21 protein-coding genes are annotated in these 24,876 nt (G+C 69.9%); 16 read left to right on the top strand and 5 right to left on the bottom strand.

Features of this window, described 5'->3' with window-relative positions; all coding sequences use genetic code 11:
• Positions 1-372: 372 nt before the first annotated feature.
• Positions 373-954: an NUDIX hydrolase family protein gene (locus AB4079_RS14115; RefSeq protein WP_441787941.1), complete on the bottom strand. Its 582-nt coding sequence runs from the start codon at positions 952-954 to the stop codon at positions 373-375.
• A 115-nt stretch (positions 955-1,069) separates the two neighbouring features.
• Between AB4079_RS14115 and AB4079_RS14110 the strand changes: the two genes are divergently transcribed.
• The 3 genes from AB4079_RS14110 (at position 1,070) to AB4079_RS14100 (ending at position 7,261) form a co-directional block, all read left to right on the top strand.
• A complete protein-coding gene (locus AB4079_RS14110; RefSeq protein WP_441787940.1) occupies positions 1,070-1,720 on the top strand; it encodes an alpha/beta hydrolase in 651 nt (216 codons plus the stop codon).
• Between the two features lie 63 nt (positions 1,721-1,783).
• Positions 1,784-6,472 carry an ATP-dependent helicase gene (locus AB4079_RS14105; RefSeq protein WP_441787939.1) on the top strand — a complete coding sequence of 1,563 codons (4,689 nt, stop codon included), beginning with the start codon at positions 1,784-1,786 and terminating at the stop codon, positions 6,470-6,472.
• A 12-nt stretch (positions 6,473-6,484) separates the two neighbouring features.
• Complete coding sequence (locus AB4079_RS14100; RefSeq protein WP_441787938.1) at positions 6,485-7,261, top strand: DNA-formamidopyrimidine glycosylase family protein; 777 nt, start codon at positions 6,485-6,487, stop codon at positions 7,259-7,261.
• 38 nt (positions 7,262-7,299) lie between these two features.
• On the opposite strand, the gene AB4079_RS14095 is transcribed toward AB4079_RS14100, so the two are convergent.
• Positions 7,300-7,893 carry an NADPH-dependent FMN reductase gene (locus AB4079_RS14095; RefSeq protein WP_441787937.1) on the bottom strand — a complete coding sequence of 198 codons (594 nt, stop codon included), beginning with the start codon at positions 7,891-7,893 and terminating at the stop codon, positions 7,300-7,302.
• A gap of 76 nt (positions 7,894-7,969) precedes the next feature.
• On the opposite strand from AB4079_RS14095, the gene AB4079_RS14090 reads away from it, so the two are divergent.
• The 3 genes from AB4079_RS14090 to AB4079_RS14080 all read left to right on the top strand — a co-directional run bounded on the left by AB4079_RS14090 (position 7,970) and on the right by AB4079_RS14080 (position 10,956).
• Positions 7,970-8,512 carry a hypothetical protein gene (locus AB4079_RS14090; RefSeq protein WP_441787936.1) on the top strand — a complete coding sequence of 181 codons (543 nt, stop codon included), beginning with the start codon at positions 7,970-7,972 and terminating at the stop codon, positions 8,510-8,512.
• 90 nt (positions 8,513-8,602) lie between these two features.
• Positions 8,603-9,109: a MarR family winged helix-turn-helix transcriptional regulator gene (locus tag AB4079_RS14085; RefSeq protein ID WP_441787935.1), complete on the top strand. Its 507-nt coding sequence runs from the start codon at positions 8,603-8,605 to the stop codon at positions 9,107-9,109.
• 131 nt (positions 9,110-9,240) lie between these two features.
• Positions 9,241-10,956: an LCP family protein gene (locus AB4079_RS14080; RefSeq protein ID WP_441787934.1), complete on the top strand. Its 1,716-nt coding sequence runs from the start codon at positions 9,241-9,243 to the stop codon at positions 10,954-10,956.
• A gap of 20 nt (positions 10,957-10,976) precedes the next feature.
• On the opposite strand, the gene poxB is transcribed toward AB4079_RS14080, so the two are convergent.
• On the bottom strand, positions 10,977-12,710 hold the full coding sequence (gene poxB / locus AB4079_RS14075; RefSeq protein WP_441787933.1) for a ubiquinone-dependent pyruvate dehydrogenase: 1,734 nt from the start codon (positions 12,708-12,710) through the stop codon (positions 10,977-10,979).
• A gap of 135 nt (positions 12,711-12,845) precedes the next feature.
• On the opposite strand from poxB, the gene AB4079_RS14070 reads away from it, so the two are divergent.
• The 5 genes from AB4079_RS14070 (at position 12,846) to AB4079_RS14050 (ending at position 15,785) form a co-directional block, all read left to right on the top strand.
• On the top strand, positions 12,846-13,475 hold the full coding sequence (locus tag AB4079_RS14070) for a ScbR family autoregulator-binding transcription factor (RefSeq protein ID WP_441787932.1): 630 nt from the start codon (positions 12,846-12,848) through the stop codon (positions 13,473-13,475).
• Positions 13,476-13,738: 263 nt separating this feature from the next.
• Positions 13,739-14,746, top strand: coding sequence for a hypothetical protein (locus AB4079_RS14065; protein WP_441787931.1), 1,008 nt, complete (start codon positions 13,739-13,741; stop codon positions 14,744-14,746).
• 7 nt (positions 14,747-14,753) lie between these two features.
• Positions 14,754-15,062, top strand: a complete 309-nt coding sequence (locus AB4079_RS14060) for a hypothetical protein (protein ID WP_441787930.1) — start codon at positions 14,754-14,756, stop codon at positions 15,060-15,062.
• Positions 15,049-15,297, top strand: a complete 249-nt coding sequence (locus AB4079_RS14055; RefSeq protein ID WP_441787929.1) for a hypothetical protein — start codon at positions 15,049-15,051, stop codon at positions 15,295-15,297. The genes AB4079_RS14060 and AB4079_RS14055 overlap by 14 nt, the downstream gene beginning before the upstream one ends.
• A 107-nt stretch (positions 15,298-15,404) precedes the next feature.
• Positions 15,405-15,785: a DUF3566 domain-containing protein gene (locus tag AB4079_RS14050; RefSeq protein WP_441787928.1), complete on the top strand. Its 381-nt coding sequence runs from the start codon at positions 15,405-15,407 to the stop codon at positions 15,783-15,785.
• Here the strand turns inward: AB4079_RS14050 and AB4079_RS14045 are convergent.
• A complete protein-coding gene (locus AB4079_RS14045; protein ID WP_441787927.1) occupies positions 15,766-16,371 on the bottom strand; it encodes a TetR/AcrR family transcriptional regulator C-terminal domain-containing protein in 606 nt (201 codons plus the stop codon). The two genes, AB4079_RS14050 and AB4079_RS14045, sit on opposite strands and share 20 nt — an antisense overlap.
• Positions 16,372-16,427: 56 nt before the next feature.
• Between AB4079_RS14045 and AB4079_RS14040 the strand changes: the two genes are divergently transcribed.
• Genes AB4079_RS14040 through AB4079_RS14025 form a run of 4 tightly spaced genes read left to right on the top strand, consistent with a single transcriptional unit; the run spans position 16,428 to position 18,756 of the window.
• Entirely contained in the window at positions 16,428-17,096 is a 669-nt protein-coding gene (locus tag AB4079_RS14040; RefSeq protein WP_441787926.1) for a biotin transporter BioY, read from the top strand.
• A complete protein-coding gene (locus tag AB4079_RS14035; RefSeq protein ID WP_441787925.1) occupies positions 17,093-17,800 on the top strand; it encodes an energy-coupling factor ABC transporter ATP-binding protein in 708 nt (235 codons plus the stop codon). The genes AB4079_RS14040 and AB4079_RS14035 overlap by 4 nt, the downstream gene beginning before the upstream one ends.
• Before the next feature lie 27 nt (positions 17,801-17,827).
• Positions 17,828-18,439 (top strand): CbiQ family ECF transporter T component, encoded by a 612-nt coding sequence (locus tag AB4079_RS14030; RefSeq protein ID WP_441787924.1) that lies wholly within the window; start codon positions 17,828-17,830, stop codon positions 18,437-18,439.
• Positions 18,436-18,756, top strand: a complete 321-nt coding sequence (locus AB4079_RS14025; protein WP_441787923.1) for a CHY zinc finger protein — start codon at positions 18,436-18,438, stop codon at positions 18,754-18,756. The genes AB4079_RS14030 and AB4079_RS14025 overlap by 4 nt, the downstream gene beginning before the upstream one ends.
• A 98-nt stretch (positions 18,757-18,854) precedes the next feature.
• Here the strand turns inward: AB4079_RS14025 and AB4079_RS14020 are convergent, their stop codons facing one another.
• The gene (locus tag AB4079_RS14020) at positions 18,855-23,624 is read right to left on the bottom strand and encodes an ExeM/NucH family extracellular endonuclease (RefSeq protein ID WP_441787922.1); all 4,770 of its coding nucleotides are present in this window, start codon (positions 23,622-23,624) and stop codon (positions 18,855-18,857) included.
• Between the two features lie 166 nt (positions 23,625-23,790).
• Between AB4079_RS14020 and AB4079_RS14015 the strand changes: the two genes are divergently transcribed.
• Entirely contained in the window at positions 23,791-24,666 is an 876-nt protein-coding gene (locus AB4079_RS14015; RefSeq protein WP_441787921.1) for a LysR family transcriptional regulator, read from the top strand.
• Positions 24,667-24,876: the final 210 nt, after the last annotated feature.

The following is a 24,876-nucleotide window of genomic DNA, read 5'->3' as shown; positions in this document are numbered from 1 at the left end:
GGCCGGCGCACGCACCGACGGGTCGGTCCGCCGCGGCCAGGGAAGCCGTCGCGCCCAGGGCTGACCCCCTCTCCCACCGTCGAGTACACAAAAACTGCACGTCCGGAAGGCTCCGGGCGTGCAGTTTTTKTGTACTCGACGGGGCGCCGCATTACCCGGACGGCCTCCTTTGCTGGGGAACAAGCGCCCGGTCGCTCTCGCGATCCGCGGGACAGCGGGAAACGGAGGAGCCTCTTGCGGCGGAGGGGCTCGGGGACGGAAAACGGAGGAGCGGGGCAGCGGATGGGCCGCGGACCCCTCCGCTACGTCGCGGGAAATCGAAGCGCCCGCCGCACCCGGACGGCAAGCTCGCCCACAAGAGGGCGAGCGGTGTCAGGCGATCCGGCCCAGCGAAGCCATGGCCGCCTTCACCAGGGCACCGCGGCCGCCCTCGAGTTCTTCGGTGATCGTGGCGGAGACGGCCTCCTCCGGCGTCATCCAGGTGAGCTCCAGCGCATCCTGTCGCGGCTCGCACGTGCCCGTCACCGGGACGACGTACGCCAGCGACACCGCGTGCTGACGCTCGTCGACGTACTGTGTGACGCCGGGCATCGGGAAGTACTCGGCGACCTGGAACGGCACCGGGCTGGCGGGCAGCTGGGGGAAGGCCATCGGACCCAGGTCTTTCTCCAGGTGCCGGAAGAGCGCCTCACGCAGCGTCTCTCCGTACATCACCCGTCCCGAGACCAGCGTGCGCGTCATCTCGCCGACAGCATTCGCCCGCAGCAGGATGCCCACCTCGATCACCTGCCCCAGCCCGTCGACGCGGACCGGCACCGCCTCCACGTACAGCAGGGGCAGCCGGCGACGGACCTGCTCCAGCTCGAGGTCGGACAGCCAGGCCGGACCGGGCTGGGGACGACCGCCGGGGAGTGGGTCGGGGGTGGGATCCGGATCCGGGGTGCGAACGCTCATGGATGAATCCTACGGAAGGGCGCAGCGCGGACCTACGGGGCACAGCCGCATCTGTGGATGGGCGGCACTCCGACGGGGGCTGTGAACGGATCTGCATCCGGGGACAAAATGGAGGGTGCCGTTTCCCACCCGCGACCTGCGCCTCGACCGCGACGCCGTGCTGTGGTCCGCGTCCGAGCGCGATCGCGCCGGCCGGCCGCTGCTCATCCTGATGCACGGCTACGCCTCCGATGAGGCCGACCTGTTCGGAATCGCCGCCTACCTGCCGCTGGAGCCGGTCATCGCCTCGCTCCGGGCGCCCATTCCCGAGGGCTCGGGGTTCGCCTGGTTCTCGCGCTTCACCAACGTGCCGGGGGATCCGCTCGCGGGCAATGCCGACGCTGCCGCTCGCGCGGTGCTCGAGTGGCTGGAAGACCAGCCGCGAGTGCCGACCGGTCTGCTCGGCTTCTCGCAGGGCGGCGCGATGGCCCTCCAGCTGCTCCGGCTGGCGCCGGAACGTTTCGACTTCGCCGTCCAGCTGTCCGGCTTCGTCGTCAAAGGCGAGCAGCCGAAGGATGCGGAGCTCGCCGAGGCCCAGGTTCCCGTCTTCTGGGGCCGAGGCACGCTGGACGACACCATTCCGACGGCCTCCCTCGAGCGGACCAGGGAATGGCTGCCCGGGCACTCGGCCCTCGACGCCCGCATCTATGAAGGCATGGGGCACGCCATCTCGCCGCTGGAGCTCGGCGACATCTCCTCGTTCATCCGCAGCCACCTCCCTCGCTGAGCGTTATCCACAGGTCCAGCGCGAGGCCCTCAGAGTGTCGGTGGCCGGGTGCAGGATGGAGGGATGGGCGACGTGCTCGATCGATTCTCCCCCGCGACCCGCGAATGGTTCCGCGGGGCCTTCGCCGCGCCCACGCCGGCACAGGAGGGGGCCTGGGAGGCGATCTCGCACGGCAAGCACGCGCTCGTCATCGCACCGACCGGTTCGGGCAAGACGCTGGCGTCGTTCCTGTGGGCGATCGACCGCCTCGCGAGCGACCCTCGTCCGGCTGAGGCGAAGCCCGGCACACGGGTCCTCTACATCTCGCCGCTGAAGGCACTCGGCGTCGACGTGGAGCGCAACCTGCGCGCTCCACTGGTCGGGGTGACGCAGACCGCCAAACGCCTCGGGGCGGAGCCGCCGCATGTGAGCGTCGGAGTCCGATCCGGCGACACCCCGGCCTCCGATCGACGGGCGCTGCTGAGCAATCCGCCGGACATCCTGATCACCACGCCTGAGTCGCTGTTCCTCATGCTGACGTCGCAGGCGCGCGAAACGTTAGCCTCGGTCGAGACGGTCATCGTCGATGAGGTGCATGCGGTGGCGTCCACAAAGCGCGGCGCGCACCTGGCGCTTTCGCTGGAACGGCTCGACCAGCTGCTCGAGAAGCCGGCACAGCGCATCGGCCTGTCGGCGACCGTCCGGCCCCCGGAGGAGGTCGCCCGCTTCCTCGGCGGGCGCGGCGCGGTCGAGGTAGTGGCCCCTCCTGCCGGCAAGCGCTTCGACCTGCGCGTGGTCGTTCCCGTCGAAGACATGAGCGAGCTCGGCACCTCGACCTACGCCAGCGAGAACCCGGGTGACGGCTCGCCGCCGCAGGCCGGGTCGATCTGGCCGCACGTCGAGGAGGCGATCGTCGACCGCGTACTCGAGAACCGTTCGACGATCGTGTTCTCCAACTCCCGGCGACTGGCCGAACGGCTCACGGCGCGCCTCAACGAGATCTACGAGGAGCGCCTGCTGGGCGGCGCGGTCGACGACCCAGAGTCACGCCGCGCACCCGCCGAGCTGATGGGCGGATCGGGTCAGACGCGCGGTTCGCAGGCGGTCGCCGACGAAGACACCCTCGTACTCGCGCGCGCGCACCACGGATCCGTGAGCAAGGAGCAGCGGGCGCTGATCGAAGACGACCTGAAGTCCGGGCGTCTCCGGTGCGTGGTCGCAACGTCGAGCCTCGAGCTCGGCATCGACATGGGCGCAGTCGACCTGGTGATCCAGGTGGAGGCGCCGCCCTCGGTCGCGAGCGGCCTGCAGCGCGTGGGCCGGGCCGGCCACCAAGTCGGCGAGATCTCGCGAGGGGTCGTCTTCCCCAAGCACCGGGCCGACCTCATCCACTCGGCTGTCGCCACGGAGCGGATGGCGGCCGGCCTCATCGAGTCGCTGAAGGTGCCCGCCAACCCGCTCGACATCCTGGCACAGCAGACCGTCGCTGCGGCCGCGCTCGAGCCCATCGACGCCGACGAGTGGTTCGACGCCGTGCGACGCAGCGCGCCGTTCTCCACCCTTCCGCGCAGTGTCTACGACGCGACCCTCGATCTCTTGGCCGGCCGCTACCCGTCCGACGAGTTCGCCGAACTGCGCCCCCGCATCGTCTGGGACCGCGACACCGGGGCGATCACGGGTCGTCCGGGCGCCCAGCGGCTCGCGGTCACGAGCGGCGGCACCATCCCCGACCGCGGCCTGTTCGGCGTGTACATGGTGGGCGAGAAGGCCAGCCGGGTCGGTGAGCTCGACGAAGAGATGGTCTACGAGTCACGCGTCGGCGACGTCTTCGCGCTCGGCTCCACGAGCTGGCGCATCCAGGAGATCACCCACGACCGGGTGCTGGTCACGCCTGCCTTCGGCGAGCCGGGGCGACTGCCGTTCTGGAAGGGCGACGGCATCGGCCGGCCCGTCGAACTCGGCCGGGCGGTCGGCGCGTTCACCCGTGAGCTGAGCACCGCCTCCCCGGCCGACGCAGAGCTGCGCTGTGTGGAGGCGGGGTTGGACGCCTGGGCGACGAACAATCTGCTGGCCTTCCTGCGCGAGCAGAAGGAGGCGACGGGTCACGTGCCGACCGACCGCACCTTGGTGGTCGAGCGGTTCCGGGACGAACTCGGCGACTGGCGGGTCGTGCTGCATTCCCCGTTCGGTATGCCCGTGCACTCACCGTGGGCATTGGCCGTACAGGCTCGGGTGCGCGAGCGGTACGGCATCGACGCGGGCGCGATGGCGGCCGACGACGGCATCGTCGTCCGCATCCCGGACACCGAGGCGCAACCGCCCGGCGGAGAGCTGTTCGTGTTCGAACCGCAGGAACTCGACGAGCTCGTCACCGCCGAGGTCGGCGGATCGGCCCTGTTCGCATCGCGGTTCCGGGAGTCGGCCGCGCGAGCGCTGCTGCTGCCCAAGTACAACCCCGGCAAGCGCTCGCCCCTCTGGCAGCAGCGCCAGAAGGCCGCCCAGCTTCTGGATGTGGCACGCAAGTACCCCAGCTTCCCGATCATCCTCGAGACCATCCGCGAGGTGCTGCAAGACGTCTACGACCTCGGGGCGCTGACCGACATCGCGAAGCAGATCGAGCAGCGCAGCATCCGGCTCGTCGAGGCGGCGACGGAGACAGCCTCGCCGTTCGCCCGGTCGCTGCTGTTCGGATATGTCGCTGCGTTCATGTACGAGGGCGACAGCCCACTCGCCGAGCGTCGGGCTGCGGCCCTCTCCCTGGACGCGGGGCTGCTCGCCGAACTGCTCGGACGGGCCGAGCTGCGCGAACTGCTCGACCCGCAGGTCATCGAGCGCGTCGAACTGCAGCTGCAGCGACTCGCGCCGGAACGCCGGGTGCGCGGCGTCGAGGGCGCGGCCGACCTGCTCCGCCTGCTGGGGCCGCTCTCCGTGGACGAGGTGGCGGAGCGGCTGGAGGCAGACGTCGATGCGGCCACCAAGGGCGACAACGACGACGACAACCTCCTCACCGCTCCGCACGCCGACCGCGCGACGGCGGCAACACACCTCGCAACGCTCGTCCAAACGCACCGAGCCCTGGCGGTCACGATCGCCGGAACCGAGCGCTTCGCCGCGATCGAAGACGCCAGCCGCCTCCGCGATGCGCTCGGTGTGCCGCTGCCCATCGGTGTGCCGCTGGCGTTCATCGAACCGGTCGACGATCCGCTCGGCGACCTGGTCAGCAGGTTCGCCCGCACGCACGGTCCGTTCGAGACCGCGGACATCGCCACGCGACTGGGACTCGGTCCCGCGATCGTCCACGATGCCCTGCGCCGGCTCGCGCGCGACGGACGGGTGGTGGAGGGCGAGTTCCGCCCGCACGCGCACGGCAGCGAGTGGAGCGACGCCGAGGTGCTTCGACGCCTGCGGCGCATGTCGCTTGCGGCGCTCCGCCACGAGGTCGAGCCGGTCGACACCACGACGTTCGGGCGCTTCCTGCCGGAGTGGCAGCATGTCGGCTCGACGCTGCGCGGTGTGGATGCTGTGGCCTCGGTGATCGAGCAGCTGGCCGGCGCGCGCATCCCGGCCTCGGCATGGGAGTCGCTCGTGCTGCCCGGCCGCGTCGCCGACTACAGCCCCGCCATGCTCGACGAGCTCACCGCGACGGGCGAGGTCATCTGGTCGGGCGACGGCAGCCTGCCCGGGGACGACGGCTGGATCAGCCTGCACCTCGCCGACTCGGCGCCTCTGACCCTCGCGCCGCCGTCCGAACACGAGCCGGACGAGCTGCAGCGCGGCGTCCTCGACGCACTCGGCCGGGGCGGCGGGTACTTCTTCCGTCAGCTCTCCGACACGCTCGGGGCCGAACGCGGGTCGGCGATCGACGACCCCGAACTGGTCACGGCGCTCTGGGACCTGGTGTGGGCCGGGCGCATCACCAACGACACGCTCGCCCCGCTCAGGACGCTCACCGCGGGCGGTTCGGGAGCGCACAAGCGACCCCGCCAGCCGACCCGCACGCGCATGTACCGCGGGCGCGCGGCCACGCGATCCGCCATGGTCACCCGGATGGGACCGCCGACGGCGGCAGGCCGCTGGTCCCTGCTGCCGCAGCGCGACCTCGACTCGACGGTGCGCGCACACGGGCAGGCAGAGACGCTGCTCGACCGCTACGGTGTGGTGACCCGCGGCTCCGTGATGAACGAGGGCACGCCGGGCGGCTTCGCGCTCGCCTACAAGGTGCTCAGCGGGTTCGAAGAGACCGGCCGTGCCCGACGCGGCTACTTCATCGAGACGCTGGGCGCCGCTCAGTTCGCCAGTGGTGCGACGGTCGACCGATTGAGGTCGTTCTCGCGCGACCACACCCAGGAGCGGCCCTACGAGGCCGTTGCCCTGGCCGCGACCGACCCGGCCAACGCCTACGGTGCCGCTCTGCCGTGGCCCGCGGTTCCCGGCGAGACGGGCACGGGGCACCGCCCGGGCCGGAAGGCGGGTGCACTCGTCGTGCTCGTCGACGGAGAGCTGGCCCTGTACGTCGAGCGCGGAGGCAAGAGCCTGCTCTGCTTCGTCGACAGTGCCGAGCAGTCGGCGGGGGCGGCGACGCCGGGAGGCGACCCGGCCCCGGTCCTGCGAGCTGCGGCACGCGCCCTGGCCGCACTCGTCACCTCCCGGCGCGTGGACAAGCTCGCCGTGGAGACGGTCAACGGGGGCTTCGTGCTGGGCTCACCGCTCGGCGACGCCCTGTCCGAGGCCGGATTCTTGGCCACCCCGCGCGGACTGCGGCTTCGCGGATGAGCCGAGTCCCGCGTGCCTGAGGGCGACACGATCTACCAGGCGGCCCGCCGGCTCGACCGCGCACTGGCCGGCCGCATCCTCACCGAAACCGACTTCCGCGTGCCCGCGTATGCGACCGTCGACCTCTCCGGCGAGCGGATGGACGAGGTCATCAGCCGTGGAAAGCACCTTCTGATGCGCGTCGGCGACCACACCATCCACAGTCACCTGAAGATGGAGGGCACGTGGGAGGTGTACACGGCGGGCGCCCGATGGCGCCATCCGGGGTATCAGGCGCGGGCCGTTCTCCGCACCGCCGACGCGCAGGCGGTCGGCTTCCAACTCGGGGTTCTGGAGGTCCTCCCCCGCGACCGCGAGGACGACGCGGTCGGCCACCTCGGGCCCGACCTGCTCGGCCCCGATTGGGATGCCGACGAGGCGCTGCGCCGGCTCACCGCGCACCCGGAGGTTCCGATTGAGGTCGCCCTGCTGGATCAGCGCAACCTCGCCGGACTCGGCAACGTGTACGCCAACGAGCTGTGCTTCCTGCGCGGGGTGCTGCCGACGCGGCCGGCGGGCGAGACCGACCTCGCGGCCGCCGTCGACCTGGGGCACCGCCTCATCACCGCGAACCGCGACCGCCCGCTCCGGGTGACCACCGGGGATACCCGGCGCGGCCGCAACACGTGGGTATACGGCCGAGGCGGCCAGCCGTGCCGGCGCTGCGGCACGCCCATCCGCTCGTCCTCGCTCGGGCGCAGCGAGCTCGAGGAGCGCGTCACATACTTCTGCCCGGTCTGCCAGACGTAGGCACGTCGACAGACCGGGCAGAAGGAGGTGCGCCGGGACTAGGCTGCGGCCTCGTCCTCGTCCTCGTCCTGCTCAGCGGCGCTGCGCACCGATTCGAGGGCGGTGGACCACGACTCCAGCTGGTCGAACAGCGGGGTGAGCGCCGCCGTCTGCTGGTCGGTCGGCTTCAGCTGCCAGTTCTCGAAGTCGTGCGCGAGGCTGAGCCCCACGAACGCACTGACCGTGGCGACCTGCAGCTGCGAGAGCACCAGGCGCAGGTGCTCCACAGCGCGGGCGCCGCCGAACACTCCGTAGCTGACGAACCCGACGGCCTTGTTGTACCACTCGGCGCCGACGTAGTCGATCGCGTTCTTGAGCGCACCGGAAGTGCTGTGGTTGTACTCGGGGGTCACGAACAGGTAGCCGTCGAACTCGGCGATCTTCGCCGCCCAGGCCTTCGTGTGCTCGCCCGCGTACTGGCCCATCGCGGCGGGCATGGCCTCGTCGAGATGCGGGAGGTCCCAGTCCTTCAGGTCGACGAGCTCGTACTCGACGCCCGCGCGCTTCGACGCGTTCTCGTGCACCCAGCGGGCGACGGCCTCGCCGTTTCGTCCCGGGCGCGTGCTACCGATGATGATGGCGATCTTCGTCATGTCTGCCTTCCGTTTGATGACATGTCACCTGTCGCAACGGCGCCGGCCGCCCGGGCATTCCCGCTAGGCTCACGGCATGTCCGAGGAGCGCGCCGACCGCAGCGACGACATCCACCTCCCGGCTGACGCCACCGACGAGCAGCGTCGCCAGGCGGGCGACCGGCTGCGAGAGCGCATCTACGTCACGTTCACCGCGCTGGCGATCCTGATGGCGTTGAACGGCCACGGCGAGCTCGACTCGCCGACCGTCCTGTGGACTCTCGTGATCTCGGTCGTCGGCGTTCTGCTCGCGGGCCTCACCTCCGACCTGGTCTCGCACATGATCGTGCACGACACCCTCCCGACCGCCAAGGAGTTCAGGCACATGCTGGCGGTCTCATCCCGCGCGCTCAGTGTGCTCGTGGTTCCGCTGATCAGCGTTGGCCTCGCCGTCTTCGACGTCATCGCGGACGGCACCGGCATGACCATCGCGATCGTCGCCCTCATCGCCTCGCTGGCGGTCATCGCCCGCATCGCGGTCGCGCGAACCGGACTCTCCGGGTGGCGACAGCTGGCCGCCCTCCTGGTCATCGTCGCCCTCGGCGTCCTCGTCGTCTTCCTGGAAGCCCTCGTCCACTGACGCCACGGTGCTGACGCGGCGGGACTGACGCCGCTGTATTGACGCAGCGGTGCTCGTGTGCGCCCGAGCCGCGGCGTGTCAGGATGGCGTATGGCCACCGTTCGCACTCGTCCCGACCCGCGAAAGCTGACGGACGACGAACTCGAACTGTTCCAGGCGTTCCATCTGATGCGCAGAGGCTTCGACCGGACGCTCGACGCCCAACTGCAGCACGACGACGGCATCTCGATCTCCGAACTCGAAGTGCTCATGACGCTCGTCCGCTCCCCCGGCCGGCGTCTCCGCGTTCGCGACCTGGTGGAGGCGACGGGCTGGGAGAAGAGCCGGGTTTCGCACCAGGTCACCCGCATGGCTGCGCGCGGCTTCGTCGAGCGTCAGGAGTGCGCCGAGGACCGCCGGGCCAGCTGGATCCACCTCACCGGCGAGGGTCGCCGCGTGGTGGTCCGCGCGCTGCCGAAGCACTCGGCGACGATCCGCCGCATCCTCTTCGACGCGCTCACGCCGGAGCAGCAGGAGCACCTGCTCGGCATCGCGCAGAGCATGAACGCCGCCATCACGACCGAGGACTGCGCGCCGCCCGACGCCTGCGACGACTGAGGGTTCTCTGAAGGCACGGGAGGTCCATAGCCACTGATTCGCTGGGAACAGGTGGCGGATTCGCTGGCCATTCGTCGGGAACACCGGCGGAAACCAGGCGGTTCCAAGGCGCGGCCCCCTAGCGTTTCCGTGTGCGACGCCCGAACTTTCCTGCCTCCGGACCCGGCGCGGACGGCAGCGACCAGCAGCTGCCCCCGACCGAGGTCATCGGCCGCGCGCCGTCGGCCGACCCGCGCCGGCCGGTGCGGGCCACCCGCCCTGCGTCCGGTGTGCCCACCGGCGGCAGCCCCGCGCCCTTCGACCCGTTCGGGATGGGCGGGGATGCGCCCGGCCTCGGCGGTGACGGAGCGGGGCGGCGGCGCGGCGGCAACGGCGAAGGCGGCGGCAACGGCGGTGGTGGTAACGGCGGACGCGGCAACGGCGGACGCGGCGGCAGCGGCGACAGCGGCGGCTCGACCCCCGGCGGCACGCCTCCGCGCAAGCGCCGACGCGCGAAGCGCATCGTCGCCTGGACCGCGGCGGCCCTCGCGATCGTCCTCGTGGTGGTGGGGGGCTACGCCGCGTACAGCTACTTCCGTTTCGTCGGAGGGGTGAAGCACGTCGACGTGATCTCGTCCGGCCACGTCGCAGGGACCGACCAGAACATCCTGCTGGTCGGCGACGACCACCGACCGGATGGTGCGAGCCAGGCCGAGTTGAACCAGCTGAGCACCACCAGCGACGGTGGCGGCACGAACACCGACACGATGATGGTGCTGCACATCCCTGCGAACGGGAAGTCCGCGACGCTCATCTCGCTCCCGCGTGACTCCTGGGTGGAGGTTCCCGGTCACGGCATGAACAAGATCAACTCCGCCTTCTCCCTCGGCGGCGGAGCGAACGACCCGACGAGCGGTGCGAAGCTCCTCATCCAGACCGTGCAGAACCTCACCGGACTGAGCATCGACCACTACGTGCGCGTGTCCCTGCTCGGCTTCTACACGATCGCGCAGGCGCTCGGACCGGTGCAGGTGTGCCTCAACCAGGCGGTCGACGACCCGTATTCCGGCGCGAACTTCCCCGCTGGCGTCTCCACTCTGAACGCGCAGCAGGCGCTGTCGTTCGTGCGGCAGCGGCACGGGCTGCCCCGTGGCGACCTGGACCGCGTGGTGCGCCAGCAGTACTTCCTCTCGATCGAGGCGCACAAGTTCCTCTCCGCGGGCACGCTGCTGAACCCGGGCAAGCTGACCCAGGTGCTGGATGCGGTGAGCGGATCGCTGGAGACGGATCCCGGGCTCAATTTCCTGCAGCTCGGTGCGCAGCTCCAGGGGCTGACCGGGGGCAAGATCCAGTCGGCGACCATCCCGATCTCGGGCACGCCGACCATCACGGTCGACGGGAACGATCTCTCGATCGTCAAAGTGGACACGGCGGCGATGCCCGCGTTCATCCAGAGCCTCACGGGGACGCCGACCGCCTACGACGACGCGAAGGCGGCCAAGCCGTCCGACACGACGGTCACTGTGCTGAACGGCGGAAGCGCCAACGGCGCGGCCACCACGGCGACCCAGACGCTCGCAGGTGCCGGCTTCAAGACCGGAACCCCAGGGGACGCTGACACGCGCGCGACCACGGTGATCCAGTACAAGTCCGGCCAGGAGGCGCAGGCCAAGGCCGTCGCGGCATACCTGCCCGGCGCCTCTGTGCAGCAGACCGACTCCGTCAGCACCGTGACCGTGGTTCTCGGAGACGACAACATCATGCCGGCCGCCCCCTCCGCCGGCGGCTCCGCGCCCGCAGCACCTGCCCCATCCGCGACTCCCACCGGCCCCGCCAGCAACTACAGTTCTCAGGTCTGCATCAACTAGCCGCCGCGGAGGGTAAGCGGTCAGTCGAAGAGGCGGCGGAAGACGTTCGTGTCCGCGAGGTCGATGAGCTCGTCGCCCCGCCCGTTCATGATGGTCCGCAGCGCGTAGAGCGTGAAGCCGCCGACCTGCTTCGCGGTGATCGCGGGCGGGATGCTGAGCTCCTGACGGGCGGTGACCACATCCACCAGGGCGGGCCCGTCGTGCGCGAAGGCCGCACGCAGCGCGCCCTCGAGGTCGTCCGGCTTCTCCACCCGCTGCCCGTGCAGCCCGATCGCTTGCGCGACCGCGGCGAAGTCGGGGTTCTCGAGCCCGGTGCCGTAGGTGACGAACCCGGCCGCCTTCATCTCCACCTCGACGAAGTTGAGCGAGGAGTTGTTGAACACGATGAGCTTGACGGGGAGCTTGTTCTGCCGAAGGGTCAGCAGTTCGCCCATCAGCATGGCCAGGCCGCCGTCTCCGGCCAGCGCTACCACCTGCCGCCCGGGGAACGCGGTCTGCGCCCCGATCGCCTGCGGGAGCGCGTTGGCCATGCTGCCGTGGGTGAAGGACCCGATCAGCCTCCGCCGGCCGTTCATCCGCAGGTACCGGGCAGCCCACACCACGGGCGAGCCGACGTCGGGGATGAACACCGCGTCCTCCGACGCCAGCTCGCTGACCAGCCGCGCGACGTACTGCGGGTGGATGGGCGTGCGGTTGCGGTCGTTGACGGCCAGGTCGTCGAGGCTCTTGCGCGCTTTGGCGTAGTGGGCGACAGAGGAGTCGAGGTGCTTGCTGTCCGTTCGCGGGGTCAGCAGCGGGAGCAGCGCTTCCGCCGTGTCCTTCACACTGCCGACCAGACCCAGATCCAGGGGGACGCGGCGGCCCAGGTTCTCGCCGCGGATGTCGACCTGGATGATCTTCGCCTTGGACGGGTAGAACTGCTGGTAGGGGAAGTCGGTGCCGAGCATCAGCAGCGCATCGCACGACTCCATCGCCCGGTAGCCGGACGAGAAGCCGAGCAGGCCGGTCATCCCGACGTCGTACGGGTTGTCGTACTCGATGAACTCCTTGCCGCGCATCGCGTGAACGATCGGCGCCTTCAGCGCCGCCGCGAGGGAGACGAGCTGCGGATGCGCACCCTCTGCACCGGCGCCCGCGAGGATCGTCACCTTCTTCGCCCCGTTGAGGATGTCGGCGGCCGCACGGAGTTCGGGATCAGTGGGCCGGGTCACGCGCGGGGAGTAGGTGATCGGGGCGGACTTCCGGCGGCCTGCGCTGTCGGCGAGGAATATCTCGCCGGGCACCACGAGGACCGCGACCCCGCGGCGCTCCACGGCGGTCCGCATGGCGATCTCGAGGATGCGCGGCAGCTGGTCGGCCTGGCTGACCAGCTCGGTGTAGACGCTGGCCTCGCGGAAGACGTCCTGCGGGTGCGTCTCCTGGAAGTAGCCGCTGCCGATCTCGGCGCCCGGGATCTGCGCGGCGATCGCGAGCACCGGCACACGGCTGCGGTTCGCGTCGTAGAGCCCGTTGATGAGGTGCGTATTGCCCGGCCCGCAGCTGCCGGCGCAGACGGCGAGCCGGCCGGTGAGGGCAGCATCGGCCGAGGCCGCGAACGCCGCAGTCTCCTCGTGCCGGACGTGCTCCCACGACATCCCGTCGCTCCGGCGGATGGCGTCCGTGAAGCCGTTCAGGGAGTCGCCCGGAATGCCGTAGACCCGGGTCACCCCGGCATCCTCGAGGATTTCGACCATGGTGTCGGCGACAGTGGGCATGGAGGTCTTCCCCTCGATCAGGTGCACGGGATGCGCGGGGCGCGCGACCCCGCACGCCCGACAGGGCCAACGCTACGCCCCGCGCCGGGATCGTTCACCCCGCACGAAGGAACGGTGCGTTAACGTGAGCCCATCATGGTGAAGCAGGTGAGGGCGCAGGTCACGCGCGACACGATCGTCGCCGGCGCGGCCTCCGTCTTCGGCCGGCGCGGGTACGCCGTGGCCTCGATCGCCGACATCGCCGAAGCCGCAGGCGTCACCAAGGGCGCCCTGTACTTCCACTTCCCGTCCAAGGACGCGCTGGCGCGCGCGGTCATCGAGGAGCAGCATCGACGCACGATGGCGGCGGCCGTCGAGGTGATCGACGAGGGCCGGCCGGGCTTGGAAACGATGGTCTTGTTGAGCGGCGTGCTGGCCCATCAGCTGCTGACGGACCCGATCGTTCAGGCCGGCATTCGACTGACAACGGATGTCGCGTCGTTCGACGAGCCGGTGACCGGCCCCTACCGCGACTGGCTGAGCACCGCCGAGTCGCTGTTCCGCCGCGCCATCGAGGAGGGCGACCTGCGGGCAGACATCGACCCCGCGATGCTCGCCGGCATGGTCGTCGCCTCGTACACGGGGGTGCAGCTGGTGTCCGAGACTTTCTCGCACCGCGCCGATCTGCTGCGCCGTGTGCGCGAACTGTGGACGGTTCTCCTGCCGGGCATCGTCCCCGCCGAGCGGATGGAGCACCTGGGCCGCCTGCCGGACGCGATCCGCTGAGGCGATCGGCCAGGCGATCGTCTGCCGGGCGGCTCCGACACGGCCGCAGCGCCCCCAATCCGCTGCGGCCGTGCCGGACAAGCATGCATTCTACGCCAGAACCGGACGATCGGTATGTACGCCAGCGGCGTCACGATCCGGTCATTGCCACGTCTCAGTAGGTAGTGGGTTTCCACCCGCTCGGTCGCGGACCTCGTTCTTTCCGGACACCCGGGTGAAGAGCACCTGTCCTCGCGTTCACCGATGAACGAAAGACGATTCCTATGCGGAGACCCCATCCCCTGTTCGCGACCATTGCCGCCACCGCGACGGTGATCGTCGGAGCGAGCCTTTCCGGCTTCACACGGTCGGACGACTCCGCCAGTAATGCACGCGAAGCAGTCAAGGCCATCCAAACGGTGGCACCCGACTCGCTCAGCGACCTGGCACCGTCGACCAGCAGCGGCACGGCCGCGGCCCAATCCACCTCCCCTGATGGCGTCTCCATTACAGTGCCCGTGCGAGCAGCGGATGGCGTGAAGTTGACCGCGCCCGACGGGGGTGGCACGGTGAAGCTCGGATTGCCGTCGGCGCAGCAGGCATCGAAAGATGTCCCCTCACCAGGGGCGGGCGTAGTCGTCTATGACAACAACAACGGCTCCTCCACGGTGCCGGTGCCGCACGCGGACGGAAACGTCTCTCTCAACACCGTCATCAGGAATGCGCACGCTCCCAAGCGTTACGACTACCCGTTGACCCTCCTTACCGGCCAGAAGCTGCGTTTGAACAAGGACGGTTCGGCCGTCGTCCTCGATGCTGCGGGCACGCGAATTCTCGGTTTTGCTGCCCCCTGGGCGAAAGACGCAAAAGGCCACCCCGTGCCCACGCATTACGTGGTTACAGGCACCACCCTTACGCAGGTGATTGCGTTCGGGCAGAGCACCGCATTCCCAGTCGTCGCCGACCCGAGCGTGTCGTACTACTCCTACAACTGCGTCGCGACGAACGGGTCCAGCTACTTCCTCGCGCCTGGAGCCGCCTTGAGCACCTGCAAGGGCTCACGTCTGCAGAAGTACATCAACGGCAGACTCGTGCAGACGATTGCCCTCACCGGCTACGGCCAACCGGGCAACCCCAAAGCGTTCGGGACTCCCGAGTGCTATATCTCCCTTGGTGCCGGACTCGCTCTGTCAATCTACGGAATCCCTGGTGTCCTGCTCAGATTTCTTTCGGGCGCCATCGCTTTCGTGGTGTCCACCGCCCTGCCGCCGATCACCTCGTGCCGAGGGTGAGGCAACGATGAAAAAGCTATTGTCGGAAAGAATTCGCTGGAGCGATCCTTTGACCGTGACAGCAGTGACGGCCACCGGAATTCTGGTGGCTTGGTCAGCCATCCGGCTGATTCTGTCCCTGACCGGCGCCTTGCCTGGATTCGGTAAGACCGCAGCCGACGCGATCGAGTGCGTCGCCCTTGCCGCGCTGTTCGTTCTCTTCGCCGCGATATCGAAACGATCCCGCGACACGCCGCGTGTTCTGGCTGCGCTAGCCGGAGCAGCGTTCTGGGCCGTCTACGCCATCATCATCGTTGCCTCCCTTGCCCGGCAGTAGCGAAGCGAAACCGGAGCGCGAGCCCCGCTGGAAGCGCTTCGCCTTCGGCAAGCCTCGAATCGTCGACGGTGTGCTGTGGTTTGCCCTGAGCGTGGGGGTGGCGCTGTACGGTGCCCTCCGGGAGACGCCCGGGGTCGCGCCGTTCGTCGCAGCGGCCGCCTTCTCGGCGATCGGAACGATGGTGCTCATCGTCGCGGTTCGCGACAAGCGACGCCGGAGGGCACGGGACGAATGACCGACCGCTGCGAACGACGTACCGTCCCGGATGCCGGGAGGACGTCCCGTAGACTTGCCCGACGGGGAGCGCCGGCGACGGCGGAGGCAGTACTGGGGAGGAACGGCATGTCGTCACGGGGCAAGGCGCAGAAGAAACGCGCGACGATGCGCCTGGTCTACATCGACTTCTGGTCGGCGCTGAAGATGTCGTTCCTGCTGAGCATCATCGTGGCGGCGATCACCGTGCTGATCAGCCTGCTGATCTGGTCGGTGATGGACAAGCTGGGCGTCGTGGGCGCGGCGACCAACTTCCTGGAGGACATCGCCGGCGCACAGGGGGCGAGCCTCGTGGCGGGACTGACGTTCCAGAACGTGATGACGTTCACCCTCGTCGTCGCGCTGCTGGAGGTCATCGTGGTGTCGGCACTCGGCGCAATCTTCGCCGCCCTGTTCAACCTGGCCGTCCACGTGGTGGGCGGCTGGAAGGTCACCTTCGGGAGCGACTGAGCTCCAGGCCGCCCACGAGCAGCCCGACCCCGAAGGCGAAAGCCGCCGCCGGGTCGTCCTCGTCGAGCGGCGACGCGGGCTCGTTCACGAGCACCCCCAGCGAGTCGTACTGGATGCGCTGCTGCTCGTGCGAGACGTGCCCGAGCACGAAATGCAGCAGGGCCGTCGCGGCGCGACGTGAGGTCTCGGCGTCGAATCCACCGCGGGCCACCGCCCGGGCGAGGCGGTCCACCGTCTCCGGCGAGCCCAGCCCGAGCGCCAGGGTGCTGGAGACGACCTCGGCGCCGTCCCGATACGACAGAAGAGCGTCGCGGAGGGCGCCCGCCTCGGCGCGGACCGCATCCTGCCAGGGAGCGTCGCCCGGCAGCTCGGCAGCGCGGCGGGTGGCGACGATGCGGTCGGCCAGCTCTGCCAGCAGGGTCTGCTTGTTGGGGAAGTGCCAGTACAGCGCACTCGGCTGCACGTCGAGCGCGCCGGCCAGGCGCCGCATCGTCAGGTCGGGAAGGCCGAGGTCGTCGAGGATGCGGAGGGCCGCCTCCGCCACGTCGTCGCGTGAGTGCCGCCGTCCGGTTTCGTTCCCTGCCACCTCATCAGTATAGTGAACACCGTTCAGGTGAACACCGTTCAGGTAAGGATGCTTTCGTGACTCTCACCCCTCCCCCCGCTTCGCCCGCCCGCCGACGGCTCGACGCCACCGACCTCGCCCGCGTCGCGGTCTTCGCGGCACTCGTCGCCGTCCTCGGCCTGCCCGCCGGAATCAGTGTCTTCGGAGGGGTGCCCATCACAGCCCAGACGCTCGGAGTCATGCTGGCCGGCGCCATCCTCGGCCCGTGGCTCGGCGCCCTCTCGATGGCCGTGCTCCTCGCGCTCGTGGCCGTCGGGCTTCCGCTGCTCGCGGGCGGAACGGGCGGCATCGGCGTCTTCGTCAGTCCCTCCGCCGGCTACCTGTTCGGCTGGATCGTCGGCGCGTTCGTGATCGGCCTCATCGTCCACGCTGGGCGACGCAAGCCGGTGTGGTGGCGCACGTTCCTCGGGATGCTCGTCGGCGGCATCCTCGTCGTCTACGCCATCGGGGTTCCGGTGCAGAGCCTGGTGATGCGCCTCCCGCTCGGCCCGACCGCCGCGGCGAGCCTCGTCTTCGTGCCCGGCGACCTCATCAAGGCGGTGATCGCGACCGCCGTCGTCATGACGCTGGTGCGGGCCTACCCGCGCGCCTTCCGTCGTAGCTGGGCGACCGCGCCCCGCGAGGCTCCCGTCACGCCCGCCGCGGCCGACGCGACGCCCGAGCCGGCCGAGCCCCGGGTTCCGTGACCGGCCTCCCCGCACTCCAGCTGGACAGCGTGGGCGTCCGCCTCGGCGAGGTGGACGCCCTGCGCGATGTGACGCTCGCTCTGGATGTCCGCACCGTCGCCGTCGTCGGCGAGAACGGCTCCGGCAAGTCCACCTTCGCCCGCCTGCTCGCGGGTCTCATCGCGCCGACCGTCGGCGAGACGCGCATCCTGGGCCTCGACCCGGTGCGGCAGGCGGCGGAACTGCGTCGGCGCGTCGCCGTCGTGTTCAGCAACCCGGACGCACAGATCGTGATGCCGACCGTCGCGGAGGACGTGGCGTTCTCGCTCCGCCCGGATCGGCTCGGTCGCGACGAGACGCGACGCCGGGCGGACGAGACGCTCGAGCGATTCGGACTGACCGACCTGCGAGACCGATCTGCACACGACCTGTCCGGCGGCCAGAAGCAGCTGCTCGCACTGGCCGGCGCGTTCGTCCGGCGGCCGGACCTGGTCGTCGCCGACGAACCGACCACGTACCTGGACGCGCGAAACGCACGCCGGGTCGCGGCCCACCTGCTGGACGACACCGGGCACCGGCTGGTCCTGGTCACGCACGACCTCTCCCTCGCCGAACGCTGCGACGCGGCTGTGCTCTTCGTGGACGGACGGGTCGAAGCGGTCGGCGAGCCCGCTGCCGTCATCGCAGAATACGAAGCGACCCTCACGAGGGTGCCGCCATGCTGAGAGTGTCGCCGTGATGAAAATGCAGCCATGCTGAGCCTCTACCGGCCGGGCCACGGCATCCTGCATCGGATGCCGGCCGGACCGAAGCTGCTACTGCTGCTGGTCCTCGTGCTCGCCGTCTCCCTGCTGCCCTCGCAGTGGTGGGCCGCACCGGTCGCCCTCGGCGCCACGGTGGCGGTCTACGCCGCTTCCGGCCTGGGCGACGGCATGCTCGGGATGCGGGAACTCGCGAAGCAGCTGCTGGCGCTGCGCTGGCTGATCGTCGTCACGCTGGCCGCACAGCTGGTGTTCCTCGGCCCGGAGCAGGCGGTCGCGAACACCGCTCGCGTCACCGCTGCGGTGCTCCTGGCCGGGCTGCTCGCCCTCACGACCAAGGTGACCGACCTGCTCGACGCCGTCGAGCGTGGGCTGCGTCCGCTGGACCGGCTGCGGTTCGACTCCGAGCGCGCAGCCGTGCTGCTCACGGTGACCCTGACCACGGTGCCGGTGCTCGCCCGGCTCGCCGGCGAGGTGCGCGAGGCGCAGCGGGCACGCGGAGTCCGGCCGGGTATCCGCTTCTTCGCCGTTCCGTTCCTCATCCTCTCGCTGAAGCACGCCGACCAGCTCGGCGAGGCGCTGTCCGCGCGAGGCGTGCGATGACCGACCGGCCGCGCGTGCTCGGGCCCGTCGTGGACGACGAGACCCGCTGCATCCATTACCGCTCGGCCCTGGATGTCGTCGCGATCCGGTTCGCCTGCTGCGGCGAGTACTACCCCTGTCACCTGTGTCACGCCGAGGCGGCAGGGCACCCCGCTGAGCGGTGGCCGCTGGCGGACCGCGACAGGGAGGCGGTGCTCTGCGGGGTGTGCGGCGACCAGCTGACGATCGCCGAGTACCTGGAGACGGACTCGTGCCCGCGCTGCGGGGCAGCCTTCAACCCGGGGTGCCGACTCCACACCGACCTGTACTTCGCATAACGGAGGAGATCCGTCTCTCTCACGGCCGGATTGCGGCGCAAGGGAGGACGTCCGGCGCCGAATGGACCGGATGTCCTCCCTTGTGCGCGGATCCGAAGCTAGAACCAGCCGAAGATGCGGTTCAGCAGGTCGAGCAGCCAGTCGAGGCCGGGGTTACCGGTCGACGGCTTGTCGGCCTTCACCTTCAGCGTGGTCCAGCCGATCACCCCGTTGGACGCGTTCTGCACCGACAGCTTGTGCTGGCCGTTGCCTGCGTCCTTCGGGAGGGTCAGCTTCACGACGCCGTCCGCCGGCACCTGCACCCAGCCCCCGCTGATGTTCTGCGGCTTCGAATACAGCCACACCGAGACCCACTCGCCGGCGTGCCGGGCACCCACGGTGACGCGGATGGGGTCGCCCGGACGGTAGCCGGCCTTGTCGACGGTGACCTTGTCTTCGAGCGCCTTGGTCAGCGCCGACTCCTTGGCCGCCTTCGGGTCGGTGCCCGGCTTCGGGTTCGTCGGTGCGTCCGCCACGGCGAGCGGGACGCGGACGGTGGTGCCCGAGTCGGGCGCAGTCAGCACGAGCGTGCTCGCGCCGGCCGCATCGGCCGGGACCGTGAAGGTCACCGTCGCGTTGCCTGCGGCGTCCACCGGGACGCTGCCGAGCGACGCGGACCCGTTCCAGGAGAGATCGAGCTTCGTGTTTGCCGGGCTGCCGAGCGAGGTGACGTTCAGCTTGGACACCTGGAGGGTGACCTGCTGACCGCGCTGCAGCGTCCCGGACGGCACACCGCTGACCCCGACGCCGCGCTTCTCGAAGCTGGGCGACAGCGGGCTGTTCTTCTGGAGGTAGCTGATCCAGGCATCCCGGTCGATGAGCCCCGAGTCCTTGGTGTCGGCTCCCGCCGCGAACGCCCGGAAGTTGTCACCGCCCTGCAGCAGGAAGGAGAACGAGCCGATCCGGTACGACTTCGCCGGGTCGATCGGCTTCCCGTTCACGAGGATGCTCGTGATGCGGTCGCCCTCCGCCCGGGTCGCGTCGTACGTGTAGCTGACGTTCTTCGAGAGCCCCAGGTTCAGGAACGGCCGGCTCGGCACCGTGCCGTCGGCATTCCGCTGCCACTGCTGCTCGAGGGCCTGCTTGAACTGCGCCCCGGTGAGGGATGTCGTCCACAGGTTGTTGACGAACGGCAGGACCGCGTTGGCCTGGGCATAGGTGACGGTTCCGTCGGTGCCGTACAGCAGCTCCGCGCGGAGACCGCCCGGGTTGACGACGCCGATCTCAGCACCGCCCAGCTCCTGCGGAGACAGCGACGAGAGCAGGGAGTCGGCGACGAGGTTGCCCAGGGTGGACTCGCTCATCCGGTCGTCGCGGCCACCGTTGAGGTAGGCGGTGGTGATGTCCTTCGTCACCGAGCCGACCTTCTGGTTGCCGATCACGGCAGCATCCGCGAGCGCCTTGTCGACGATCGTCTTCACCGCAGCGACCCTCGGGTACGCGGCGACGAGAGCGTCGTCGGCGTCCGTGGTCCTGGCGACGTTGCGGGCGGTGTACGCGGTGACCGTGTCGCTCTGCGGGTCCACGGTCAGCGTCACCTGGCCGACGTTCTCGCCGTAGCTGCCGGTCTGCACCACCGGGCGCGTCTTGCCGTCGACGCCGGGCACCGGGCCATCCCACGCGTAGACCTTGTGGGTGTGGCCGGTGAAGATCGCCGAGACCTTCGCACTCGTCTTGGTGACGATGTCGGCGAACGCGCCGCCGGCGGCGACCTCCTGGTCGAGCGTGGCACCCTCCGGAGTGCCGAAGCCGGCACCCTCGTGGTACTCGGCGACCAGCACGTCGGCCTCACCGTTGGCGGGGTCGCCGTCGGTCAGTTCTCCGGCGACGCGGTTGACCGCGTCCACCGGGTCGCCGAAGTCGAGCGCTGAGATGCCGCCGGGCGACACCAGGGTCGGGGCCTCCTGGGTGACCGCACCGATGACGCCGACCTTCAGACCGTCGACATCGAACAGGGCGTACTCCGGCAGGGCCGGGGTCTTGGTGCCCTTCTGGTAGACGTTGGCGCCCAGGTACGAGAAGTCGGCCGCATCCTTCACCCGGCCGGTGAGATCCGCGTACCCCTTGTCGAGCTCGTGGTTGCCGACCGCGCTCGCCTTCAGGCCGAGCGTGTTGAGCACGTCGAGCGTCGGGACGTCGCCGGCCGAGGCGGACGCGAACAGGGAGGCGCCGATGTTGTCGCCGCTCGACAGGAACAGCGAGTTGGCCTCGCCACCGGCCGCACGCAGCTTCTCGATCGTGCCGGTGAACTTCACGGTGTTGGAGTCGATCCGGCCGTGGAAGTCGTTGATGTTCAGGAGGTTGAGCGTCACCGGCGCAGCCGACAGGCCCAGTCCGATCACGACCGGGTCGTGGTCGGACGACCGGTACTGGTCGGCAGCGTAGAAATTGGTGACGTTGTAGTTGAAGCGGCTGTACTCCAGCGCGACCGACTCGCCCGAGTTGATGTTCCAGACGTCCGCGCCGGTGATCGCCGCGTTCGCCGCAGGGGAGGCGAGCACGTGGTCCAGCGAGCCGGTGGTGCCGCCGAAGGAGTAGGTCGCCTTCGAAGTGCGCGTGCTCACCTGGTCGATGTAGCCCGCGTCGGTGAGGACCGTGATCGGGTCCTCCTTGAGGTAGGCGTTGAAGTCGCCGATCAGGAGCACCTTGTCGGTCTTCAGCGCGGCCTTCCGCTCGTCGGCGAACGCGACCAGCGCGTTGGCCTGCTTGACGCGGGAGGCGTTGGACGCGCCTTGGCCATCGCCCTGGTCCGCGTCCGCACCCGTTCCGGAACCCTTCGACTTGAAGTGGTTCACGATCGCGAGGAATGCCTGCGAGTCCTTCTCGCCCACCTTCTTGAACGCCTGAGCGAGCGGCTGGCGGGCGTTCGAGAACGCCGGGTCGTCGAGGATCTTCGCGTCGCCGACCGGGACCGCGTTCGCCTTCTTGTAGATGAACGCGGTGCGGATGACATCCTCCGTCGCGGGAAGCTGCGACGGCGACTTCACGTACGCCCAGACCTCCGAGCCGGCCGCCGCGTTGAGGGCGCCGACCAGGGTGGCCAGGGCGGAGTCGCGGTTCTCGCCGAAGCGGGCGGAGTTCTCGATCTCTTCGAGCGACACGACGTCCGCGCCGAGACCGCTGATGGCCGCGACGATCTTGTCCTGCTGACGCTTCAGGTTCGCAGCGTCGGCGGCGCCGCGGGCATCGCATCCACTGTTGACCGTGATCGGGTTGCCGTCGCGGTCTGTGTAGAACGTGCAGCCGGTGAGCTGGTCGCCGGTCGTCGTGAAGTAGTTCAGCACGTTGAAGGTCGCCAGGCGGAGGTCACCGCCGACGTTCTCCGGAGCGGCGGTCCGCGTGTTCGTGAACGACACCGGCTGGACCGTCGCCGCGTTCGCCGGGGTCAACTCGGCTGTCGGCTGGAACTTCCAGGCGTTGTTGCGGTAGTCGAGGATGACCGGCTTGGTGAACGACACCGGCTCGCCGACGCGGACAGGGTCGGCCAGCGACAGGTACGGAAGCTGCTTGGACTTGTTGGCCGCGCTGAGGAAGTTGGTGGAAGCGCCGTCGTCGAGCGTGACCGCCCGTGCCGCGTTGTCCGCGACGACCGCGGCATACTCGGGCGAGCCGGGGCGAGCCGCCTCGGTCGGCTGCACGAGCGTCTTGTCGCCCGCCGCGAGACCGATCTCGCCGTACTGGTTGGCCGAGTAGACGTCGGTGACGGTGAACGCGCCCTGCGGTGCGACCAGCATCCCCTCCAGGCTCTCGCGCTGCGCCGTCGTGGCGGGCAGGCCGACGGTCGCGGGGACCGGGGCGGTGACGGTCGAGGCGTCGAGCTTGGTCACGCCCGTCGCCGTGATCTCGGTGAGGCCGTTGAACTCGCTGACAGCACCGGTGACCTTCACGTAGTCCCCAGCGGTTACCGTGTCGGCGAAGGACGACCCGAAGACGAAGACTGCGTCGGACGCGGTGTGCGTCGCGAGGTCGATCGCACCGCCGGTGCCCGCGGTCTGCAGGTAGAAGCCGTTGAAGCCGCCGGTCGCGTACTGAGCGGTGACGACGCCGTTGGTGGTGACCGTCGTTCCCGCCTTCGGGCTGGCGTCTCCGGTGCCCTGGATCTCGGCGATCGGAGTCGTGTCGGCGGGAGTTCCGGGGTCGCCCGTGCCGGGGTCACCGGTGCCCGGGTCGCCGGGCGCCGAGGCAGCGTTCTGGGGCGTGATCGTGGCGCTGAGCGTGAAGTCGGCGCTGTTGTCGTCCGTGTCGGCGGCCTTCGTGCGCACCAGCGACTTCACGTCGGTGTTCGCGGGCGGCGCGGTCGCTTTCGCCTTCTCGAACGTGTTCGAGGTGCCGTAGCCGAGCAGGTCGGCGACGCTCGCGTCGCCCGTGACGGAACCTGTCGGCAGGGTGAGCGCCGACGCGGACTTCGCCAGGATCAACGTGCCGGTGGTGCCGCTGGGGTTGAGCGCATTGCTCGCCGCATCCGGCGTCGGCAGCGCCTGCCCGTTCGTCCCGTTGGAGCCGCCGCCGACGAGGTAGTAGCCCTTGCTCGCAATGGATCCGGTCAGCGGGACGACGCCGGTGGCGGCCGCCGTGCCGGTGGCGGGTCGGTACTGCAGGCTCCATCCGGTCAGGCTGACAGCGCTGTCGCCCGGGTTGTAGAGCTCGACGAACTTGTTCGTGAAGGCCGCGCCGGCGCTGCCGCCGGAGAGGTAGGCCTCGTTGATGACGACGCCTGTGCCGTCCGTGCTGGCGAGCGCTGGCGTCGCGACGAGGGCGCCGGCGGCGAGGCCGGCTCCTGCGATCGCGGCTGCCGCGACGCGCGCGAGCCTGCCGAATCTGATTGACATTGTTCTCCTCGGTCGGTGAGGTGTGCGGATGAGTCGGTCGCCAACGTAGGGACGCCGTTGAACGGGACTGTTTCCCCTGTGTGAACGTACAGAAAACTCGTTCGGGGGTAGACCGCTCATTTGAGCACCGGCCGGGTGCGGCGGCGGATGCGCCATGATGAGAGGCATGCGGATCGACGAGATCGCCCACTTCCGGGCCCTGGCCGCGGAGGGGCATCCCGGCCTCGCCGCCGAGACCCTCGGCGTCTCGCAGTCGACACTCACCCGCTCCCTCGCCCGGTTGGAGCAGGAGATGGGCGTCGAGCTGTTCGACCGCCGCCGCGGCCACCTGGAGCTGAATCAGTACGGCGAGATCCTGCTGGCGCACGCCGTCCGCGCCGAGTCGGAGCTGGAGAACGCGCGAGCGCGCATCGAAGCCCTCCGCGACCCGTCCGGCGGTACCGTCTCGCTCGCGTACGTCTCGTCGTTCGGCGGCTGGCTCATCCCCCGCGTCATCAGCGAGTACCGCAGCCTGTTCCCCGACATCCGCTTCCTGCTGCGCGGCGGAACGGCGGACATCGTCCTGGATGCGCTCCGCGACGGCTCTGCCGACCTCGCGTTCCTCAGCCCCGACCCGCGCGACGCCGAGATCGAGTGGAAGCCGCTCACCTCGGAGCGGCTCGTGCTCGGCGTGCCAGAGGGGCATCCCCTGGCCGGGCGGGATGCGGTGACCGTGCCCGACCTGGAGCCGTTCGATCTGGTCGCGCTGCGCACCGGCTCCGGCCTCCGCCACATCGCGGACGCCTACTTCTCCACCCACGGGGTGGTGATGAGCCCGGTGATCGAGGTGACCGAACTCTCGACGCTGCGAGGCCTCGTCCGCGACGGCGTCGGCGTCGCGCTCATCCCGGACACCCCGGCCGAGCCCGGGATCGTCGCGGTCCCGCTGCGCGACGAGGCGACGCGCATCATCGGCCTTGCCCGCAACCGCAGCCGGTCGCAGTCGGCCGCCGCCGAGCAGTTCGCCCGCTTCGTGCACGAGGAGCTCGACTCCCTGGGCTGACCCCGGGCGGGGCGGAATCGGAGGAGATGGGTCGGGCGCCCCGCCGCATACTCCTCCGTTCGCCTGCATCCGGGGTCTCCGCGCGGTCGACTCCTCCCTTTCCGCCCGCGGAAGGACGCGCTGGGAATGGAGGAGATCCAGCGACCAGACACCCGGAACGAGGGGGAACGGAGGAGAACGGCGCAGAAACCGCCGTCGACTCCTCCGTTT

Origin of the sequence: Leifsonia sp. 2MCAF36 (assembly GCF_052115525.1) — a bacterium.
In the GTDB taxonomy this organism is placed as follows: Bacteria; Actinomycetota; Actinomycetes; order Actinomycetales; family Microbacteriaceae; genus Leifsonia.
This window is presented reverse-complemented; position numbering and strand designations above follow the sequence as displayed.

Bases quoted from the DNA above. Each gene is read 5' to 3' on its own strand.
- AB4079_RS14020 (WP_441787922.1), bottom strand. From the start codon at position 23,624: ATGTCAATCAGATTCGGCAGGCTCGCGCGCGTCGCGGCAGCCGCGATC.
- AB4079_RS14025 (WP_441787923.1), top strand. From the start codon at position 18,436: ATGACCGACCGGCCGCGCGTGCTCGGGCCCGTCGTGGACGACGAGACC.
- AB4079_RS14115 (WP_441787941.1), bottom strand. From the start codon at position 954: ATGAGCGTTCGCACCCCGGATCCGGATCCCACCCCCGACCCACTCCCC.
- AB4079_RS14070 (WP_441787932.1), top strand. From the start codon at position 12,846: ATGGTGAAGCAGGTGAGGGCGCAGGTCACGCGCGACACGATCGTCGCC.
- AB4079_RS14030 (WP_441787924.1), top strand. From the start codon at position 17,828: ATGCTGAGCCTCTACCGGCCGGGCCACGGCATCCTGCATCGGATGCCG.
- AB4079_RS14015 (WP_441787921.1), top strand. From the start codon at position 23,791: ATGCGGATCGACGAGATCGCCCACTTCCGGGCCCTGGCCGCGGAGGGG.
- AB4079_RS14090 (WP_441787936.1), top strand. From the start codon at position 7,970: ATGTCCGAGGAGCGCGCCGACCGCAGCGACGACATCCACCTCCCGGCT.
- AB4079_RS14060 (WP_441787930.1), top strand. From the start codon at position 14,754: ATGAAAAAGCTATTGTCGGAAAGAATTCGCTGGAGCGATCCTTTGACC.
- AB4079_RS14095 (WP_441787937.1), bottom strand. From the start codon at position 7,893: ATGACGAAGATCGCCATCATCATCGGTAGCACGCGCCCGGGACGAAAC.
- AB4079_RS14105 (WP_441787939.1), top strand. From the start codon at position 1,784: ATGGGCGACGTGCTCGATCGATTCTCCCCCGCGACCCGCGAATGGTTC.
- AB4079_RS14065 (WP_441787931.1), top strand. From the start codon at position 13,739: ATGCGGAGACCCCATCCCCTGTTCGCGACCATTGCCGCCACCGCGACG.
- poxB (WP_441787933.1), bottom strand. From the start codon at position 12,710: ATGCCCACTGTCGCCGACACCATGGTCGAAATCCTCGAGGATGCCGGG.
- AB4079_RS14085 (WP_441787935.1), top strand. From the start codon at position 8,603: ATGGCCACCGTTCGCACTCGTCCCGACCCGCGAAAGCTGACGGACGAC.
- AB4079_RS14050 (WP_441787928.1), top strand. From the start codon at position 15,405: ATGTCGTCACGGGGCAAGGCGCAGAAGAAACGCGCGACGATGCGCCTG.